The organism is Streptomyces sp. NPDC055962, assembly GCF_042270185.1.
Classification (GTDB): Bacteria; Actinomycetota; Actinomycetes; order Streptomycetales; family Streptomycetaceae; genus Streptomyces.
Genome location: NZ_JBHJYN010000016.1, coordinates 91,246 through 108,591 on the forward strand (window position 1 = coordinate 91,246; position 17,346 = coordinate 108,591).

General features: G+C 73.0%; 15 protein-coding genes. 2 read left to right on the top strand and 13 right to left on the bottom strand.

Features of this window, described 5'->3' with window-relative positions:
• Nucleotides 1-517: 517 nt before the first annotated feature.
• The gene (locus tag ACFC51_RS32080) at nt 518-1,210 is read right to left on the bottom strand and encodes a metal-dependent transcriptional regulator (protein WP_376378005.1); all 693 of its coding nucleotides are present in this window, start codon (nt 1,208-1,210) and stop codon (nt 518-520) included.
• Nucleotides 1,211-1,420: 210 nt separating this feature from the next.
• Here ACFC51_RS32080 and ACFC51_RS32085 point away from each other — a divergent pair, with 210 nt between their 5' ends.
• On the top strand, nt 1,421-2,176 hold the full coding sequence (locus ACFC51_RS32085) for an SIS domain-containing protein (protein ID WP_376378004.1): 756 nt from the start codon (nt 1,421-1,423) through the stop codon (nt 2,174-2,176).
• A gap of 70 nt (nt 2,177-2,246) precedes the next feature.
• Here ACFC51_RS32085 and ACFC51_RS32090 read toward each other — a convergent pair whose 3' ends face one another.
• Nucleotides 2,247-3,632, bottom strand: coding sequence for a PAS domain-containing protein (locus ACFC51_RS32090; protein WP_376532134.1), 1,386 nt, complete (start codon nt 3,630-3,632; stop codon nt 2,247-2,249).
• Nucleotides 3,633-4,020: 388 nt separating this feature from the next.
• Entirely contained in the window at nt 4,021-4,653 is a 633-nt protein-coding gene (gene pdxH, locus ACFC51_RS32095) for a pyridoxamine 5'-phosphate oxidase (protein WP_376377999.1), read from the bottom strand.
• Nucleotides 4,654-4,912: 259 nt separating this feature from the next.
• Between pdxH and ACFC51_RS32100 the strand changes: the two genes are divergently transcribed.
• A complete protein-coding gene (locus ACFC51_RS32100; RefSeq protein WP_376532136.1) occupies nt 4,913-6,022 on the top strand; it encodes a citrate synthase 2 in 1,110 nt (369 codons plus the stop codon).
• 25 nt (nt 6,023-6,047) lie between these two features.
• Here the strand turns inward: ACFC51_RS32100 and ACFC51_RS32105 are convergent, their stop codons facing one another.
• The 10 genes from ACFC51_RS32105 to ACFC51_RS32150 all read right to left on the bottom strand — a co-directional run bounded on the left by ACFC51_RS32105 (nt 6,048) and on the right by ACFC51_RS32150 (nt 17,254).
• Nucleotides 6,048-6,401, bottom strand: coding sequence for an ArsR/SmtB family transcription factor (locus ACFC51_RS32105; protein ID WP_376532138.1), 354 nt, complete (start codon nt 6,399-6,401; stop codon nt 6,048-6,050).
• On the bottom strand, nt 6,398-6,844 hold the full coding sequence (locus tag ACFC51_RS32110; RefSeq protein WP_376532140.1) for an SRPBCC domain-containing protein: 447 nt from the start codon (nt 6,842-6,844) through the stop codon (nt 6,398-6,400). Before ACFC51_RS32110 ends, ACFC51_RS32105 begins: the two co-directional genes overlap by 4 nt.
• Before the next feature lie 97 nt (nt 6,845-6,941).
• Complete coding sequence (locus ACFC51_RS32115) at nt 6,942-7,544, bottom strand: TetR/AcrR family transcriptional regulator (RefSeq protein ID WP_376369200.1); 603 nt, start codon at nt 7,542-7,544, stop codon at nt 6,942-6,944.
• Complete coding sequence (locus ACFC51_RS32120; protein ID WP_376369201.1) at nt 7,532-8,266, bottom strand: enoyl-CoA hydratase family protein; 735 nt, start codon at nt 8,264-8,266, stop codon at nt 7,532-7,534. The genes ACFC51_RS32115 and ACFC51_RS32120 overlap by 13 nt, the downstream gene beginning before the upstream one ends.
• A complete protein-coding gene (locus tag ACFC51_RS32125) occupies nt 8,263-9,840 on the bottom strand; it encodes a 4-coumarate--CoA ligase family protein (RefSeq protein WP_376532142.1) in 1,578 nt (525 codons plus the stop codon). The genes ACFC51_RS32120 and ACFC51_RS32125 overlap by 4 nt, the downstream gene beginning before the upstream one ends.
• An 83-nt stretch (nt 9,841-9,923) precedes the next feature.
• Entirely contained in the window at nt 9,924-11,087 is a 1,164-nt protein-coding gene (locus tag ACFC51_RS32130; protein WP_376369203.1) for an acyl-CoA dehydrogenase family protein, read from the bottom strand.
• Nucleotides 11,084-13,147 (bottom strand): biotin carboxylase N-terminal domain-containing protein, encoded by a 2,064-nt coding sequence (locus tag ACFC51_RS32135; protein ID WP_376532144.1) that lies wholly within the window; start codon nt 13,145-13,147, stop codon nt 11,084-11,086. Before ACFC51_RS32135 ends, ACFC51_RS32130 begins: the two co-directional genes overlap by 4 nt.
• A gap of 8 nt (nt 13,148-13,155) precedes the next feature.
• On the bottom strand, nt 13,156-14,751 hold the full coding sequence (locus ACFC51_RS32140) for an acyl-CoA carboxylase subunit beta (protein ID WP_376532146.1): 1,596 nt from the start codon (nt 14,749-14,751) through the stop codon (nt 13,156-13,158).
• Nucleotides 14,748-16,451, bottom strand: coding sequence for an acyclic terpene utilization AtuA family protein (locus ACFC51_RS32145; RefSeq protein ID WP_376532148.1), 1,704 nt, complete (start codon nt 16,449-16,451; stop codon nt 14,748-14,750). The genes ACFC51_RS32140 and ACFC51_RS32145 overlap by 4 nt, the downstream gene beginning before the upstream one ends.
• Nucleotides 16,448-17,254: a TIGR03084 family metal-binding protein gene (locus tag ACFC51_RS32150; protein WP_376369207.1), complete on the bottom strand. Its 807-nt coding sequence runs from the start codon at nt 17,252-17,254 to the stop codon at nt 16,448-16,450. Before ACFC51_RS32150 ends, ACFC51_RS32145 begins: the two co-directional genes overlap by 4 nt.
• Between the last annotated feature and the right edge of the window lie 92 nt (nt 17,255-17,346).

Below are 17,346 nucleotides of genomic sequence, written 5' to 3' on the forward strand. Positions count from 1 at the left end.
TCCAGGTCAGCGCAGGGGAGGACCGGCCCCGGCGCCTTCGGGCGCCGGGGCCGTCCCCTGTTCCGGAACACATGGATCCGCGCCCATGGCGGCCCTCCGGCACCGCGCGGCCGACGGCCGGGGCGGTGCGCGGGCCCACCGGCGAGGGGTCGAGGACGGCGGCCGTGGCCGCTCCACCGGTCACGGGGGCGGAGCGGCGGACGGGCGCGGAGATTCGAACGGGCCGCACGGCCGGGAGAGCGGCGGGGAGCACGGGGGCGCACGAGCGCCCGGCAGTCACCTCGCGGTGCACGTGCCAGTGCGACGGGCGCATTCCCTGCTCCCTCCCCGGACCGCGCGGCAGACGCTGCCGGCACCCTCAGGTCATATGCCTGGCCACAGCCTGGCACGCGTTTCGCCCGGGCGCTGCGATTCCGGGCGGAAAACAGAAAGCGGGCTTACCGGCTCACATCTGCACGTGCATCGGCACCGGCGCCTGCATATGCGTGCAGGCCACCGGTCCCGACGAAAGCGCTGGTCAGCGCTTTGCGACGAAGACGTGGGAGGCGACCTCGGAGTCCAGTTCGGCCGCTTCCCCACTGGATCCGACCAGCACCCCGCCGGCCGACTCCGTCACGCTGACGACCGAACCGGGCTGCACGCCCGCCCGCCGCAGCGTGTACATCAGCTGTGCGTCGGTCTGGATCGGCTCACCGATCCGGCGCACCACCACGGTCTTGCCCTCCGAGCCCGGGTCGAGCTCGGCCAGGCTCACCATGCCCTCGTCGAGGAAGGGGTCGGCCTCGGCCTTCTCGCCCAGCTCCTCCAGCCCCGGGATCGGGTTCCCGTACGGGGACTCCGTCGGGTGGCGCAGGAGCTCCAGCACCCGGCGCTCCACCGCCTCGCTCATCACGTGCTCCCAGCGACACGCCTCGGCGTGGACCTGCTCCCACTCCAGCCCGATGACGTCGACGAGCAGGCACTCGGCGAGCCGGTGCTTGCGCATCACCCGGGTGGCCAGGCGGCGCCCCTCCTCGGTCAGCTCCAGATGGCGGTCGCCCGCGACCTGGACCAGCCCGTCCCGCTCCATGCGCGCCACCGTCTGGCTGACCGTCGGACCACTCTGGTCCAGCCGTTCGGCGATACGGGCGCGCATGGGGACCACGCCTTCCTCTTCGAGCTCGAGGATGGTGCGGAGATACATCTCCGTTGTGTCGATCAGTCCGGACATACGTGCCCCTCGATGCTGTGACATGAAGTCGTCGTGCGATGGCCCTCCACCAATTCTGACGCATAGCACGGACAACCGTGCCCCGCAGTCGGGAGTCGGTGCGCGGGGCCGGTCCCGAGCCCTATTGACAGCCCACTGGTCCAGACCGCAACGTGATCCGCGACACGGGCACCGCACGGGCCCGAGACCCCCGCCGGAAAGGCCTCCTCGATGAGCGACAGCAAGCTCGCCGGTCAGTTCTTCGACGCTGCGATCGGCCTGCTGGAGCGGGTGCGCGACGAGGAGTCCGGAGCCGTCGCGGCGGCGGGGGCCGCGATCGCCGACACCGTCGCCGCCGGCGGCCGCCTCTTCGCCTTCGGTGCCGGGCACTCCTCGCTCGCCGCGCAGGACGTCGTCTACCGGGCGGGCGGTCTCGCCCTGATGAACCTGCTCGCCGTGCCCGGCACCGTGGGCGTCGACGTCATGCCGGCCACCCTCGGCTCCGCGCTGGAGCGGGTGGACGGTCTCGCGAGCGCCGTGCTCGACTCCAGTCCGGCCCGTTCGGGCGACCTCCTGGTGATCATCTCCCTGTCCGGGCGCAACGCGCTGCCGGTGGAGATGGCGCAGAACGCGCGGGCCCTGGGGCTGACGGTCGTGGGGGTCACCTCGGTCGCGTACACCACGGGCACCAGGTCGCGGCACGCCTCGGGCGGATTCCTCCGGGACCACTGCGACATCGTGCTCGATAGCAAGATCGCGATCGGTGACGCGGAACTGACGGCCGAGGGCGTCGAAGCGCCGTTCGCGCCCGCGTCGACGGTCGTCACCAGTGCGCTGATGCAGGCCATGATGGCCACGGCGGCGGAGGAGCTCGTCGCCCGCGGGATCGAACCGCCGCTGCTGCGCTCGGGCAACGTCGACGGCGGGCACGAGTGGAACGGGCGCGTGATGCGGGAGTACGGGGACCGCATCTTCTACCGGCACTGAGCGCCCGGTCCTCTTCGACCGGCACCGGGCACCCGGCCCTCCACCGGCCCCGGGGCGCTCCTCCGGCCTCTCAGAGCCCCGGCTCGGCCGTCAGACGGGCCAGATCGACCGCGGCGGCGACCCGGACGGCCACGCTCTCCGCGTACACCACGTCCGGACGCTCGAACGCGCTGCGGTTCGCCGCGCGCAGGAACGTCACCACGCCCAGTGTCCGCCCCCGGCTCCGCAGCACCGCGCACAGGGCGTGGACCGAGTCGCCGGGCCACTGGTGCTCCACCGCCCATGCCGCGCCGGACCCGGCGGGCGCGGCGGCCCGGACGGACCCCGCGCGCTCCACGGCCTGGAGGGCCGGGTGCCCCGGCGCGTACCGGACCGGGAGCGGGCCGCCGGAGACCGGCAGGCACGGCCCCGGGGCGTCGGACGGTGTGGCCGCGGCCCGTACGAGCCGCTCCCCCGCCGCGAGGTCCGCCAGCAGGTCCACCACCACGTGGTCGGCGAACCCCGCCAGGGCGAAGTCCAGCGACGTGGTCGCCGCCTCCATCGGGTCCTCGCACTCCGCCGCCTGACGGGCCGCCCGGTGCAGCTGGTTCGCGCGGAAGCGCACCCGGTCGGCGTCCTGCTCGGCGAGCTTCGCCGCCGTGACGTCGCGGAACAGCCACCCGACCCCGAGCGGGACCGGTTCCTCCGTGAGCGGCGAGGCCAGCCGCAGGAAGCCGCTGCGCCAGCAGCGCCGCCGGTCCCCCTCGGAGGTCCGCAGGGTCACCCACAGCTCGGCCGGGGCAGGCGGGGCCCCCTCGGCGAGGACGTGCTGCAGCGCGCCCTCCAGGTCCTCGACGCCCTGCACGATCAGCTCGCCCAGGGGGCGCCCCAGCAGCGTGGTGCGCCCGCCGCCCAGCGCACGGGCGGCGTACGCGTTGACCACGGTCGGGCGCAGATCGACGTCGACGGCGACCACACCCCAGGAGGCGTCCTCGAACAGGGCCTCGCTGAGGGCGATCGACCGCTCCAGATCGATCTGCGCGTGCACCTCGCTGAACGCGCAGTACACCCCGGCGGGCTTCCCGTCCTCGCCGCGGACCCCCGACGACTGGGTGCGCACCAGGACGCGTCCGCCGTCCTTGCGCAGCAGCGCGAACTCGTGGACCTGGCGCCCCGGTGCGTCCATGACGGCCAGCAGCCGCCCCTGCACGTCCCCGGCGTCCGCGCTCCGCACGGCCCACCCCGCGAAACCGCGCCGCCCGACCGCCTCCGCGGCGGTCCAGCCGAGGACGCGCTCGGCCTCACGGTTCCAGTGGGTGATGGTGCCGTGCGCGTCGAAGGCGCAGAGGGCGGCGTCCATCCCGTCGAGCAGCGCGGCGAGGAGCCGGGAGCCGGGAATGACCGCCGGGGTCGTCCGCTCCGGGTCCTCGTCGGGGCCGATCGCGTCGGTGGTCCCGGTGCTCCTGGAAGCACTCACTCCGTACCTCCCGCAGGGCGTGTTCCGCTTCGCGTTCCGCATTGCCGCACGTCAGACCATTGAACTCGAACGTGAGCCACCACACAGCCACTTCCCGGAAATCCGGCGTCCACCGGATTCCCGTTAATTCGGTTGTGCGGTCGCGGGGGAGGTTCCTAGGCTGGGGCCACACGTTGAAAGGAGGTGATCCGAAAAGTGCAGTCTTATCGGATTCGTGAGGTGGCTGCGGGCTGACAGCCCGTCGTCGCACACTGTGCACCTCGGCAGGCTGTCTGCCGAAACCCGAGCAGTCACCGACCCGCAGGCTCGCCGGTAGATCCGGCCGGCTCCTCCGCAAGGAGGGACCAGAGCCTGCGGGTTCCTGCGTTCCCGGGCACCGGCCGTGCGCTCACGGGCAGAGCCGCTCCACACGCCACGCCGTGTCGGGGGTGTCCCTGACGTACCGGAGCCGGTCGTGCAGACGGTTCTCCCGGCCCTGCCAGAACTCGATCGCGTCCGGCACGACCAGGAAGCCGCCCCACTGCGGCGGCGCCGGCACCTTCTCGCCCTCCGGATAGCGGGCCGCCAGCTCGTCGTAGCGCTCGGCCAGCTCCTGCCGGGAGCCGATCACCGTCGACTGCTCACTGGCCCAGGCGCCGAGCTGCGAGCCGTGCGGGCGGGTGCGGAAGTACGCGACGGTCTCCTCCCTGCTCACCCGCGCCGCGGTGCCGGTGACGGAGACCTGGCGGGCGAGCGGGTGCCAGGGGAAGAGCAGCGAGACGTACGGGTTCTCCGCCAGTTCGCGGGCCTTGCGGGAGCCGTAGTTGGTGAAGAACACGAATCCGCGCGCGTCGTACTGCTTCAGCAGCACCGTGCGGGAGGACGGCCGGCTACGGGAGTCCGCCGTCGACACGATCATCGCGTTGGGCTCGTGGAGCGCACCGCCGCCCGCGACCTGGCGGAACCACCGGGCGAACTGGTCCATGGGATCCGCGGCCAGGTCCTTCTCGGTGAAGTCCTCGGAGCGGTACTGCTCGCGCATCGCGGCCGGATCGGTGGTGCAATCGGATGACGGGGTGCGAGAGGAGGCGGAAGCGGAAGACGGAGTGGCATCTGCTGTGGGCACGGGGCCATCCTGCCGCAGCGGGCCGGTGTCCCCGGCGGTAAGGGGTGGGAATTCCGGTCCCGCGAGCCGACGGGCTGTGCCGGACGTCACCCTTCCCCGCATCGTGGTAACCCGCCAGTATCGTGGTCAGGCCTTCGTGGCCGTCACACAGCCGCCGAGTCGAGGGAGCCGCCCGATGTCCGACTTCGTACCCGGACTTGAAGGAGTCGTCGCGTTCGAGACGGAGATCGCCGAGCCCGACAAGGAAGGCGGCTCGCTCCGTTACCGCGGCGTCGACATCGAGGACCTCGTCGGCCATGTGTCGTTCGGCAACGTCTGGGGGCTGCTGGTGGACGGGGCGTTCAACCCCGGTCTGCCGCCCGCCGAGCCGTTCCCGATCCCCGTCCACTCGGGCGACATCCGTGTGGACGTGCAGTCCGCGCTCGCCATGCTGGCGCCGGTGTGGGGCCTCAAGCCGCTCCTCGACATCGATGCCGAGCAGGCGCGCGACGACCTCGCCCGCGCCGCCGTGATGGCCCTGTCGTACGTCGCCCAGTCGGCCCGCGGCCAGGGCCTGCCGATGGTCCCGCAGAGCGAGATCGACAAGGCGCAGTCGGTGGTGGAGCGGTTCATGATCCGCTGGCGCGGCGAGCCGGACCCGAAGCACGTCAAGGCCGTCGACGCCTACTGGACGTCGGCCGCCGAACACGGGATGAACGCCTCGACGTTCACCGCCCGCGTCATCGCCTCCACCGGTGCCGACGTCTCGGCGGCCCTCTCCGGAGCGGTGGGCGCCATGTCCGGTCCGCTGCACGGCGGCGCCCCGTCCCGCGTCCTGGGCATGATCGAGGAGATCGAGCGGACCGGCGACGCCACGGCGTACGTGAAGCAGGCCCTCGACAAGGGCGAGCGCCTGATGGGCTTCGGCCACCGCGTCTACCGCGCCGAGGACCCCCGTGCCCGCGTCCTGCGCCGCACGGCCCGTGAACTGGCGGCCCCGCGCTTCGAGGTGGCGGAGGCCCTGGAGAAGGCGGCCCTGGAGGAGCTCCACGCCCGCCGTCCCGACCGTGTCCTGGCGACGAACGTCGAGTTCTGGGCGGCGATCGTGCTGGACTTCGCCGAGGTCCCGGCCCACATGTTCACGTCGATGTTCAGCTGCGCCCGTACGGCGGGCTGGTCGGCGCACATCCTGGAGCAGAAGCGGACGGGCCGTCTGGTGCGCCCCTCGGCGACGTACGTCGGCCCGGGCACCCGTGACCCCCACGAGATCCCGGGCTTCGACCAGTTGGCGGACCTGGGGAACTGACGGGGGCCGCACCGCGGGACGCGCCTCAGGTCGCGTCCCGCTCGGCCTGCTCCGCGAGCCGCTTGACGCGGTCCAGACGCCTGTCCCACTCGCCGGCCAGGGCGGACATCCAGCGCGCCGTCGCGTTCAGCGCGGCGGGCCGCACGGTGTACCGGACCTCGCGCCCCGACCGGCGGCCCGCCGCCAGTCCGGCGGCGTCCAGGACGGTGAGGTGCTTGACCACGGCCTGGCGTGAGACGGGCAGTGCCTCGGCGAGCGTCGTCGCGGTGGCCTCCCCCTGCGCGGCGAGCAGGTCGAGTATGCGGCGCCGCATGGGGTCCGCCAGCGCGCCGAGGACGCCTTCGACGCCTTCGGCCGCGCTTCCGGGTCCTGCGGTCACGCCGCCTGCCGTCCGGCCCGCGCCTTCAGCGCGTCCAGTACCTGCGGCCAGCCACCGGTGTTGTCCTCGTGCGCCTTGGCGCGGAGCTCCTCGGAGCCGGCGAGGGCGGCGAATCCGCTCTCGACCACGCGGAGCCTGGTGGAGTCGCCCTCCGGTGTGAGGGTGAACTCCACGAGAGTGCTGTTGCCCTCGCCGAGCCCCTCGCCGGGGAAGGCGCTGGCCCAGCGGTAGGCCACGTACGTCACGGGCTCGACCTTCTCCACGTACACCGGGAAGTCGCCGTACTCGGCGTTCTTCGCCACGGTGGTCGCGCCCTCCTCCGCCACGGTGCCGGGCAGGCTCGCCTCCTCGGCCACCCAGAAGCCGGGCCGGGTCACCAGCGACCAGACCCGTTCCGGGGAGGCCGCGATCAGGGTCTCGCGTTCGATCCGGTCCTCGCTCACGACAAACTCCTCTGCTTCCGCCATCGAGTGCGTGCAACTCCAGGGTTGCACGTACGGCGGCCAGGAGCAACCTTATGGTTGCGTGATTCCGGCCGGGTCAGCCCAGCGCGTCGTCGAGCAGGGCCGCCCACTGGGCGACGACCCGGCGACGCCTCGCCGTGTCGTCCGTGAGGACGTTGGCGAGGCCCAGGCCGCGGGCCATGTCCAGGAGACCCTGCACGGTCTCGCGCACTCCAGGCCGGCTCTCGTCCGCGCCGAGGAGCTCGACGGCGATGCGGTGGGTCTCGCGGCCCACGCGCGCTTCGAGTTCGGTGACCCGGGGTGTCAGCTGGGCCTCGTTGGACGCGGCGACCCAGAGCTGGAGTGCGGCGCGGAACAGCGGCCCGGTGTAGAGGTCGACCAGGGCGGCGACCACCGCCGTGCGGCCCTGGACGGGCAGGGCGCGCAGGGCGGCGGAGCGTTCCTCGGCGACGTACTCGACGGCGCCGGTGAAGAGGTCCTCGCGGGTCGGGAAGTGGTGCTGGGCGGCGCCCCGGGAGACCCCGGCGCGCTCCGCGACGACGGAGACCGTGGAGCCCGCCCAGCCGTGTTCGGCGAGGCAGGCGACCGCGGCTTCGAGCAGCCGTTGGCGGGTGGCGCGGCTGCGGTCCTGCTTGGGCGACTTCGCGGCGGGGGTTCTGGGGGGTGTCACAGCACCCATGAGGGATCCCGTCGTTCCAGGAAGGCCGTCATCCCCTCCCGTGCTTCGTCGGAGGCGAAGAGTGCTGCCGAGCGGGCGATGAGGTCTTCGGCGTGACTGTCGAAACTCTGCAGCACAGTAGCCGTGACCAGCTCCTTCGACGCGGCCAGCCCCTGGGGGGAGGCCCTGCGGAGTCCGTCGAGTACCGGTACGAGCGCCTTGTCCACATCCTCACCGGCGATGCTCACGAGGCCGATGCGGGCCGCCTCCGCCGCGTCGAAGCGCTCGCCCGTGAGGTAGTAGCGGGCGGCGGCGCCCGGGTCGAGGCGTGGCAGCAGGGGCAGGGAGATGACCGCGGGGGCGAGACCCAGGCGGGACTCGGTGAGGGCGAAGGTGGAGTCCGGCCCGGCCGCCGAGATGTCGCAGGCCCCGAGGAGCCCGAGGCCGCCCGCCCGGACGTGACCGGTGACCCGGGCGACGACGGGTTTGGGCAGGGCGACGACGGCCCGCATCAGCGCGACGAACGCCGCCGGTTCCGGTGGCGCGGTCAGGTCGGCGCCCGCGCAGAAGGTGGTGCCGGTGTGGGTGAGGACGACGGCCCGTACGGTGTCGTCGGCCGCGCACCCGGCCAGCGCCTCGGCGAGTTCGCCGACGAGCCGGGCCGAGAGCGCGTTGCGGTTGGCCGGGGAGTCGAGGGTGAGGGTGGTGATGCCCCGGTCGTGGGTCGGGGGTGCCAGGGTCATGGCTGCTTCTCCCGGTCTCGCAGCTCGCGCCGCAGGATCTTGCCGGACACCGCGCGGGGTACGGCCTCGATGAACTCGGCGCGTCTGACCTTCTTGTACGGGGAGACGCGGCCGGCGACGTAGGCGATGACGTCCTCCTCCGTGAGGGCCTCGGCGCCGGCGCGGCGGACGACGAAGGCCTTGGGGATCTCGTTGCCGTCGGCGTCCCGGACCCCGATGACGGCGGCGTCGGCGATTGACGGGTTGGTGAGCAGCAGGGCCTCCAGGTCGGCGGGGGCCACCTGGTACCCCTTGTACTTGATGAGTTCCTTGACCCGGTCGACGACGTACAGCCAGCCGGTCCCGTCGACCCGGCCGACGTCCCCGGTATGCAGCCAGCCGTCCTCGTCGATCATGGCGGCGGTGGCGTCGGGGCGGCCGAGGTAGCCCTTCATCACCTGCGGGCCGCGGATGAGGATCTCGCCGTCGGCGCCGCTGCCGACGTCGATGCCGGGGTCGGTGAGCGAGACGATCCGCATCTCCGTGCCGGGCAGCAGCTTGCCGACGGTGCCGGGCGGCGGGTTCTCGGCGTCGAGCGGCACGACGTGGGTCCCGGGTGAGAGCTCGGTCATGCCGTAGGCCTGCCGGACGGCGGGGACCCCGAGCCGGGTGGAGCACGCGGCGGCGAGTTCGGCGTCCAAGGGAGCCGCGGCGCTGACGATGTACTCCAGCGACGAGAGGTCGTAGTCGCCGACGAGCGGGTGCTTGGCGAGGGCCAGGACGATGGGCGGGGCGACGTACAGGCCGGTGATGCGCTGGGTCTGGATCGTCTCCAGGAACTGGGCGAGGTCGAAGCGGGGCAGGACGACGACCGTGGCTCCGTAGCGGAGCGGGCCGTTCATGAGGGCGGTCAGCCCGTAGATGTGGAAGAAGGGCAGCACGGCCAGGATGCGGTCGCGCTCGCCGAGGGGCACGAAGGGCCGCAGCTGCTCCAGGTTGGTGGCGATGGAGCGGTGGGTGAGCATGACGCCCTTGGGGGTGCCGGTGGTGCCCGAGGAGTACGGGAGTACGGCGATGTCCTCGGCCGGGTCGAAGGCGACCTCGGGTTCGGGGGCCGTGGAGCCCAGCATGTCGAGGACGGAGGTGTGCCCCTCGGCCTGGTCGCAGACGTAGATCTCCCGGATGCCGCCCGCGAGTTCGGCGGCGATGCGTGCGGTGTCCAGGAGCGGGGAGACGGTGACGATCCAGCGGGCCGCCGAGTCCTGGAGCTGCTTGGCGAACTCCTCGGGAGTAGCCAGGGGGTGGATGGTGGTGACGGTGGCACCGGCCCTCGTCGCCCCGTAGAAGACGGGCGGGTAGGCGATCGTGTTGGGGCTGTGCAGGGCGAGGACGTCTCCCTTGCGCAGCCCCGCTTCGGCGAGGTACGCGGCGATACGCCGGTGGAAGGTGTCGAGCTGGACGTAGGTGACGCTCATCCCGTTGGTCCCGTCGATCAGGGCCGGGGTGTCACCGAAGTCCGCGGCCGTGCCGAGAACGGCTTCGTGGATGGGGGTTTCGAGGGGCGGGACGTCTGCGTACTCGCTGTGGAACACCATGGCGGTCCCCTTCGACGCGGGTGGGAGAGCCAGAATCGCCCCTTCGGGGGCGGTTGGGGAGACCTGGGACACGGCCGGACAGGTCAGTACGACTTCGGCAGGCCCAGGGTCTGATGGGAGACGTAGTTCAGGATCATTTCGCGGCTGACGGGTGCGATGCGGGAGACGCGCGCGGCGGTGATGAGGGAGGCGAGCCCGTACTCGCGGGTCAGGCCGTTGCCGCCGAGCGTGTGGACGGCCTGGTCGACGGCCCTGACGCAGGCTTCCGCCGCGGCGTACTTCGCCATGTTGGCGGCCTCGCCCGCGCCGATGTCGTCGCCCTCGTCGTAGAGCCGCGCGGCCTTCTGCATCATCAGCCGGGAGAGTTCCAGCTCGATGTGCGCCTGGGCGAGCGGGTGGGCGATGGCCTGGTGGGAGCCGATGGGTGCGCCCTTCCAGACGGTGCGGGTCCTCGCGTAGTCCACGGCCCGTTCGACGGCGTAGCGGCCCATGCCGATGGAGAAGGCGGCACCCATGATGCGTTCGGGGTTCAGTCCGGCGAAGAGCTGGAGGAGACCCGCGTCCTCGTCACCCACGAGGGCGTCGGCCGGCAGGCGTACGTCGTCGAGGACCAGCTCGAACTGTTTCTCCGCCGCCTGGAGTTCCATGTCGATGCGGGTGTGCGTGAAGCCGGGGGCCTCGCGCGGGACGATGAAGAGGCAGGGCTTGAGGCTGCCGGACCTCGCGTCCTCGGTGCGGCCGACGATCAGGGTGGCGTCGGATATGTCGACGCCGGAGATGAAGACCTTGCGGCCGCTGAGGATCCAGTCGTCGCCGTCCCGGCGCGCGGTGGTGGTGATGCGGTGGGAGTTGGAGCCGGCGTCCGGCTCGGTGATGCCGAAGGACATGGTCAGCGAGCCGTCGGAGAGACCGGGGAGCCAGGCCCGCTTCTGGGCCTCGGTGCCGAAGCGGGCGATGACGGTGCCGCAGATCGCCGGGGAGACGACCAGCATGAGGAGGGGGCTGCCTGCCGCGCCGAGCTCCTCCAGGACGATGGAGAGCTCGGCCATGCCGCCGCCCCCGCCGCCGTACTCCTCGGGGAGGTTGACTCCGAGGTAGCCGAGCTCGCCCGCCGCGTCCCAGAGTTCGCGGGGGTGTTCGCCCTTGCGGGCCAGGCCGGTGGTGTAGTCGCGCCCGAATCGCTTGCCGAGTGCGGCGACGGCGGCGCGGAGGGCCTTGTGCTCTTCGGTTTCGAGGACGGTGCTCATGGGGTCGTCTCCTCCTGGTGCGCGGATGCGGGCGCGGGCGCGGATGCGGGCGCGGATGCGCCGGACACGTCGGATGCGTGCGTGGGCGCGTCGGATGCGTGCGTGGGCGCCTCGGATGCGTGCGTGGATGCGTCCTGTACGACGGCGAGCAGAGCGCCGACCTCGACCTGGAGTCCGGGGGCGGCGTGGAGCGCGGTGAGAGTGCCGGAGGCGGGGGCGAGGATGCGGTGCTCCATCTTCATCGCCTCCAGCCAGATCAGCGGCTGCCCGGCCTCGACGGGCGCGCCCGGGGCGAGTCCGTCGGCCAGACGTACGACGGTGCCGGGCATGGGGGCGAGCAGGGAGCCGGGTTCGGTGCGTTCGGCGGGGTCGGTGAAGCGGGGCAGGGCGGTGAAGGTGTGCGCGCCGGCGGCCGTGTCCACGTGGACGCGGGCGCCGTGCGCGGTGACGGTGAACTGCCGTGTCACACCGCCCGTTTCGAGGGTGACGGCGTCCGGCCGGACGGCGAGGACCCGCTCGCCCGTCACGGGTGCGGGGGTGCCGTCCCGGCCGGTGCGGTAGGCGATGTCGTACTCGGCCCCGTCGGGCTCGGCGCGGTAGCGCCTGGTCTGTGCCTGCGAGGCGAGGTTGCGCCAGGCCCCGAAGCGGGAGGGGCCCGGTCCGCTGCCGGCGGCCGAGGCCGCGGCCAGCGCCGCCGCCGTGGCGGCGAGGCGGCGGGCGTCGTCTCCGCGGGTTCCGGTCGCCGTGAGGGTGCCCAGGTGCCGGTCGTAGAAGCCGGTGTCCAGGTCCCCCGCGACGAAGTCGGGGTGGCGCAGCGAGCGTACGAGCAGCTCCCGGTTGGTGACGGGGCCGTGGATGCGGGCGCGTTCGAGGGCCCGCGCGAGGAGGCGTACGGCCTCGGTGCGGGTGGGGGCGTGGGCGATGACCTTGGCGAGCATCGGGTCGTAGTGCACCCCGACCGTGTCGCCGCCGGTGTATCCGGTGTCGAGGCGGATGCCGGGGGCGTCGGGCACGTCGAGGGTGAGCAGTGCTCCGGTCTGCGGCTGCCAGTCACGGGCCGGGTCCTCGGCGTAGAGCCGGGCTTCGACGGCGTGCCCGGCCGGCGCCGGTGGCGCAGCGGCGGGCAGCGGCCCGCCCTCCGCGACACGCAGCTGGAGGGCGACCAGGTCGAGGCCGAACACCGCTTCCGTGACCGGGTGCTCGACCTGGAGGCGGGTGTTCATCTCCAGGAAGTACGGTCGCCCCTCAGCCGATACGAGGAACTCGACGGTCCCCGCACCCCGGTAGCCCACCGCCTGCGCGGCAGCGACCGCCGCGTCGTGCAGCATGCCCCGCAGCTCCTCGTCGAGGCCGGGCGCAGGGGCCTCCTCGATCACCTTCTGGTGGCGGCGCTGGAGCGAGCAGTCACGGGTGCCGAGCGCCCACACCGTGCCCTGCCCGTCCGCCATGACCTGGACCTCGACATGGCGGCCCCGCTCCACGTAGGGCTCGGCGAAGACCTCGCCGTCCCCGAAGGCCGAGGCGGCCTCGGCGGAGGCGGCCGTCAGCTCCTGGGGCAGCGCGGAGAGCTCCCGGACGATCCGCATCCCGCGCCCGCCCCCGCCCGCCGCCGCCTTGAGCAGCAGGGGGAGGTCCGACGCGGTGGCGCTCCCGGGGTCGACGGGGGCGAGAAGGGGTACCCCGGCGGCGGCCATCAGCTCCTTGGCCCGGGTCTTGGACGCCATCAGCTCGACGGCTTTGACCGGCGGGCCCACCCAGACGAGTCCCGCGTCCTGAACGGCCCGGGCGAAGCCGGCGTTCTCCGAGAGGAAGCCGTACCCGGGGTGCACGGCGTCGGCGCCCGCGGCGAGCGCGGCGGCGACGACGAGGTCGCCGCGCAGATACGTGTCGGCGGCGGCGGAACCCGGCAGGCGTACGGCGGTGTCGGCCTCCCGTACGTGCAGGGCGCCGGCGTCCGCGTCGGAGTACACGGCGACGGTGGCGATGCCCAGCTCACGGCAGGTGCGGAAGATCCGGCAGGCGATCTCGCCCCGGTTGGCGACAAGCAGTGCGGTGATCATCCTCTGCCTCACATCCGGAAGACGCCGAAGCCGCGCGCGCCTTCGACCGGTGCCGTGTGGATCGCGGACAGGCACATCCCGAGGACGGTCCTGGTGTCGCGTGGGTCGATGACCCCGTCGTCGTACAGCCGCCCCGAGAGGAACATCGGGAGCGACTCGGACTCGATCTGCTGCTCCACCATGGCGCGCAGCCCGGCGTCGGCCTCGTCGTCGTAGGGCAGCCCCCTCGCGGCGGAGGAGGCGCGGGCGACGATCGAGAGGACGCCCGCGAGCTGCTGGGGGCCCATGACGGCGGACTTGCTGCTGGGCCAGGCGAAGAGGAAGCGGGGGTCGTAGGCCCGGCCGCACATGCCGTAGTGGCCGGCTCCGTAGGAGGCGCCCATCAGCACGGACAGGTGCGGGACCCGGCTGTTCGCCACCGCGTTGATCATCATCGCGCCGTGCTTGATGATGCCGCCCTGTTCGTACTCCTTGCCGACCATGTAGCCGGTGGTGTTGTGGAGGAAGAGGAGCGGGATGTCGCGCTGGTCGGCCAGCTGGATGAACTGCGCGGCCTTCTGCGACTCCTCGCTGAACAGCACGCCCTGCGCGTTGGCGAGGATGCCGACGGGGTAGCCGTGCAGGCGCGCCCAGCCGGTGACCAGACTGGTGCCGTAGAGCGGCTTGAAGGCGTCGAAGTCGGAGCCGTCGACGAGGCGGGCGATGACCTCGCGCGGATCGAAGGGGATCTTGAGGTCACCGGGCACGATCCCGATCAGTTCGTCCTCGTCGTACTTCGGCGGCTCGGCGGGGCCCGGATCGGGGTGCGCCTTGCGCCAGTTGAGCCGGGCGACGATCCTGCGGGCCTGGCGAAGCGCGTCGTGCTCGTCGACGGCGTAGTGGTCGGCGAGGCCCGAGGTACGGGCGTGCATCTCGGCGCCGCCGAGCGACTCGTCGTCGCTCTCCTCGCCGGTGGCCATCTTCACCAGGGGCGGCCCGCCGAGGAAGACCTTGGACCGCTCCTTGATCATGACGGTGTGGTCGGACATCCCGGGGACGTACGCCCCGCCGGCCGTGGAGTTCCCGAACACGACCGCCACGGTGGGGATTCCGGCGGCGGAGAGCCGGGTGAGGTCGCGGAAGAGGGCGCCCCCGGGGATGAAGATCTCCTTCTGCGAGGGCAGGTCGGCGCCTCCCGACTCCACCAGGGAGATGCAGGGCAGCCGGTTCGCGAAGGCGATCTCGTTGGCGCGCAGGGCCTTCCTCAGGGTCCACGGGTTGGAGGCGCCGCCGCGCACGGTCGGGTCGTTGGCGGTGATCAGGCACTCGACGCCTTCGACGACGCCGATCCCGGTGACCAGCGAGGCACCGGTCGCGTAGTCGCTGCCCCAGGCGGCCAGCGGGGACAGTTCCAGGAAGGGGGTGTCGGGGTCGACGAGCAGCTCGATCCGCTCGCGGGCGAGGAGCTTGCCGCGCGCCCGGTGGCGGGCCGTGTACTTCTCGCCGCCGCCCGCCAGGGCCTTGGCGTGCTCGGTCTCCAGCTCGGCGAGCTTCGCGAGCATGGCCTCGCGGTGGGCGGCGTACTCGGGCCCTGCGGTGTCGAGGGCGGTGGACAGGACCGTCATGCGGTCACCTCCGGGTCGGCGGGCAGCTGCACGGGGACGGTGACGTGGCGGGAGCGCAGCCACTCCCCCAGCGCCTTGGCCTGCGGATCGAAGCGCGCCTGTGCGGCGACGCCTTCGCCGAGGAGGCCGTGGACGACGAAGTTGAGCGCCCGCAGCCGGGGCAGGACGTGGCGTACGACGGTGAGTCCGGCGGTCTCCGGGAGCAGCTCCTGGAAGCGGGCGACGGTCAGTTCGTGGGCCAGCCACCGCCAGGCCTCGTCCGAGCGGACCCACAACCCGACGTTGGCGTCCCCGCCCTTGTCGCCGCTGCGGGCGCCCGCCAGCCGCCCGAGCGGCACGGCACGCGTGGGCCCCGCGGGCAGCGGTTCGGGCAGGTCCGGTTCGGCGACCTCGGCGAGCTCCCGGTACGGGCCGGCCGCCGGCACGGTCTCCCGGGACCCGTCGGGGAGCACGGCGACGTGTTCGACCTCGCCGGCCGGCACGTACGCGGCCTCGAACACCCCGTAGGGCGCGCCCTTCCCGGGCGGGGCGGTCACGTGGAAGCCCGGGTAGCTCCCGAGGGCGAGTTCGACGGCGGCCCCGGACACGGCGCGTCCGACCGCCTCCGGATCGGGGTCGCGCACGACGAGCCTGAGCAGGGCGCTCGCGGTCTCCTCGGTGGCGGCGTCGGCCCGGTCGGTGCGGGCGAGCTCCCACCGCACCTCTTCCGGCTTCGGGCCCGCCCGGTCGAGGGCGTCGGCGAACTGGCCCTGCACGAGCCGGGCCTTGGCCTCGATGTCGAGGCCGGTCAGCACGAAGACGACCTCGTTGCGCCATCCGCCGAGCCGGTTGAGCCCGACCTTCAGCATGGGCGGCGGGGCCTCGCCGCGTACGCCGTCGATGCGCACCCGGTCGGGTCCGTCCTGCGTGAGCCGTACGGTGTCGAGCCGGGCGGTGACGTCGGGTCCGGCGTAGCGGGCGCCGCCGGTCTCGTACAGCAGCTGCGCGGTGACGGTGCCGAGGTCGACGACCCCGCCGGTGCCGTCGTGCTTGGTGATGACGCTGCTGCCGTCCTCGTGGATCTCGGCGAGCGGGAACCCCGGGCGGCGGACGTCGTGGTCGCCGAAGAAGGCGTAGTTGCCGCCGGTGGCCTGCGTCCCGCACTCGAGGACGTGCCCGGCGACGACGGCTCCCGCGAGGGCGTCGTGGGCGTCCGGGCCCCAGCCGAAGTGCGCGGCGGCGGGCCCGCTGACGAGGGCGGCGTCGGTGACGCGGCCGGTGACGACGACGTCGGCCCCCGCCCGCAGGCAGGCGGCGATGCCCCCGCCGCCCAGGTAGGCGTTGGCGGTGAGGAAGCCCTCGGGCACGGGGCGGCCGTCGCCCTCGACGTGCGCGACGCGCACGGGTACGCCGGTCCGTTCCGCCAGCTCCCGCACGGCGTCGGCGAGTCCGGCCGGGTTCAGCCCGCCGGCGTTGGTGACGATCTTCACGCCGCGCTCGTGGGCGAGCCCGAGGCTCTCCTCCAGCTGCCGCAGGAAGGTCGTGGCGTAGCCGCGCTTCGGGTCCTTGAGACGGCTCCGGCCGAGGATCAGCATGGTGAGTTCGGCGAGGTAGTCACCGGTGAGGACGTCCAGCGGCCCGTCGGTGAGCATGGCGCGCACGGCGTCCGAGCGGTCGCCGTAGAAGCCGGACGCGTTCCCTATGCGCAACGGCCTCTTCATCGGCCCGCCTTCGGGGTGCGGCCGGGTCCCGCGGGTCCGGCGAAGGCCTGCGCGATGTCCAGCCACTGCCCGGCGTCGTCGCCCACCGCCTCGACGGCGAGGTCGTCGCGGTGGGCGCGCTGGGTGACGAGCAGGCAGAAGTCGAGGAGCGGTCCGGTGACCCGCTGGGCGGCGTCCTCGGGCCCGTACACGGTCAGTGCGCCGTCGTCCGCCCGCAGTTCCACCCGGAACTGCTCGGCCGGGGGCCGCAGGCCCCGGACGGCGTAGGCGTAGTCCCGGGCCCGTACGCCGATCCTGGCGACGTGCCGGAGCCGGGCGGTGGGCTTGCGGGTCACCCCGAGCGCGTCGGCGACGTCCTGGCCGTGCGCCCAGGTCTCCATGAGCCGGGCGGTCGCCATCGAGGCGACGCTCATGGGCGGGCCGTACCAGGGCAGTTTCGTCCCGGCGGGGGCCGCGCGCAGGGCCTCCTGCAACCGTGCCCGTCCGGCCCGCCACTCCACCAGCAGCGCCTGGGGCGTGAGGGCGGTGACGGCCTCGTCGGCGGCCTCGTCGACGAACGACCCGGGCGCGGCCAGGGCTCTGTCGACCTCGGCGGCGAAGGCGTCGGGCCCGGTGGCGGCGATCAGGGCCACCTCGTCGGTCCAGTTGAGGTGGGCGATCTGGTGGGCGACGGTCCAGCCCTCGGCGGGCGTCGGCGTGGACCACTCGGGCGCACTCAACCCGGCTACCAGCAGGTCGAGTTCGTCGCTCTCCTCACGCAGGTCGTCGAGCACGGCGGCGGTCACGGCCGATGCGTCGGGCACGGTGCGCTCCCCTCGGGGCGTGGCGGTGTGCCCCGGAGCATGCCAGCGGCCCATAAAACAAGCAAGCGTGCTTGCATGATTTCTTCCGGACG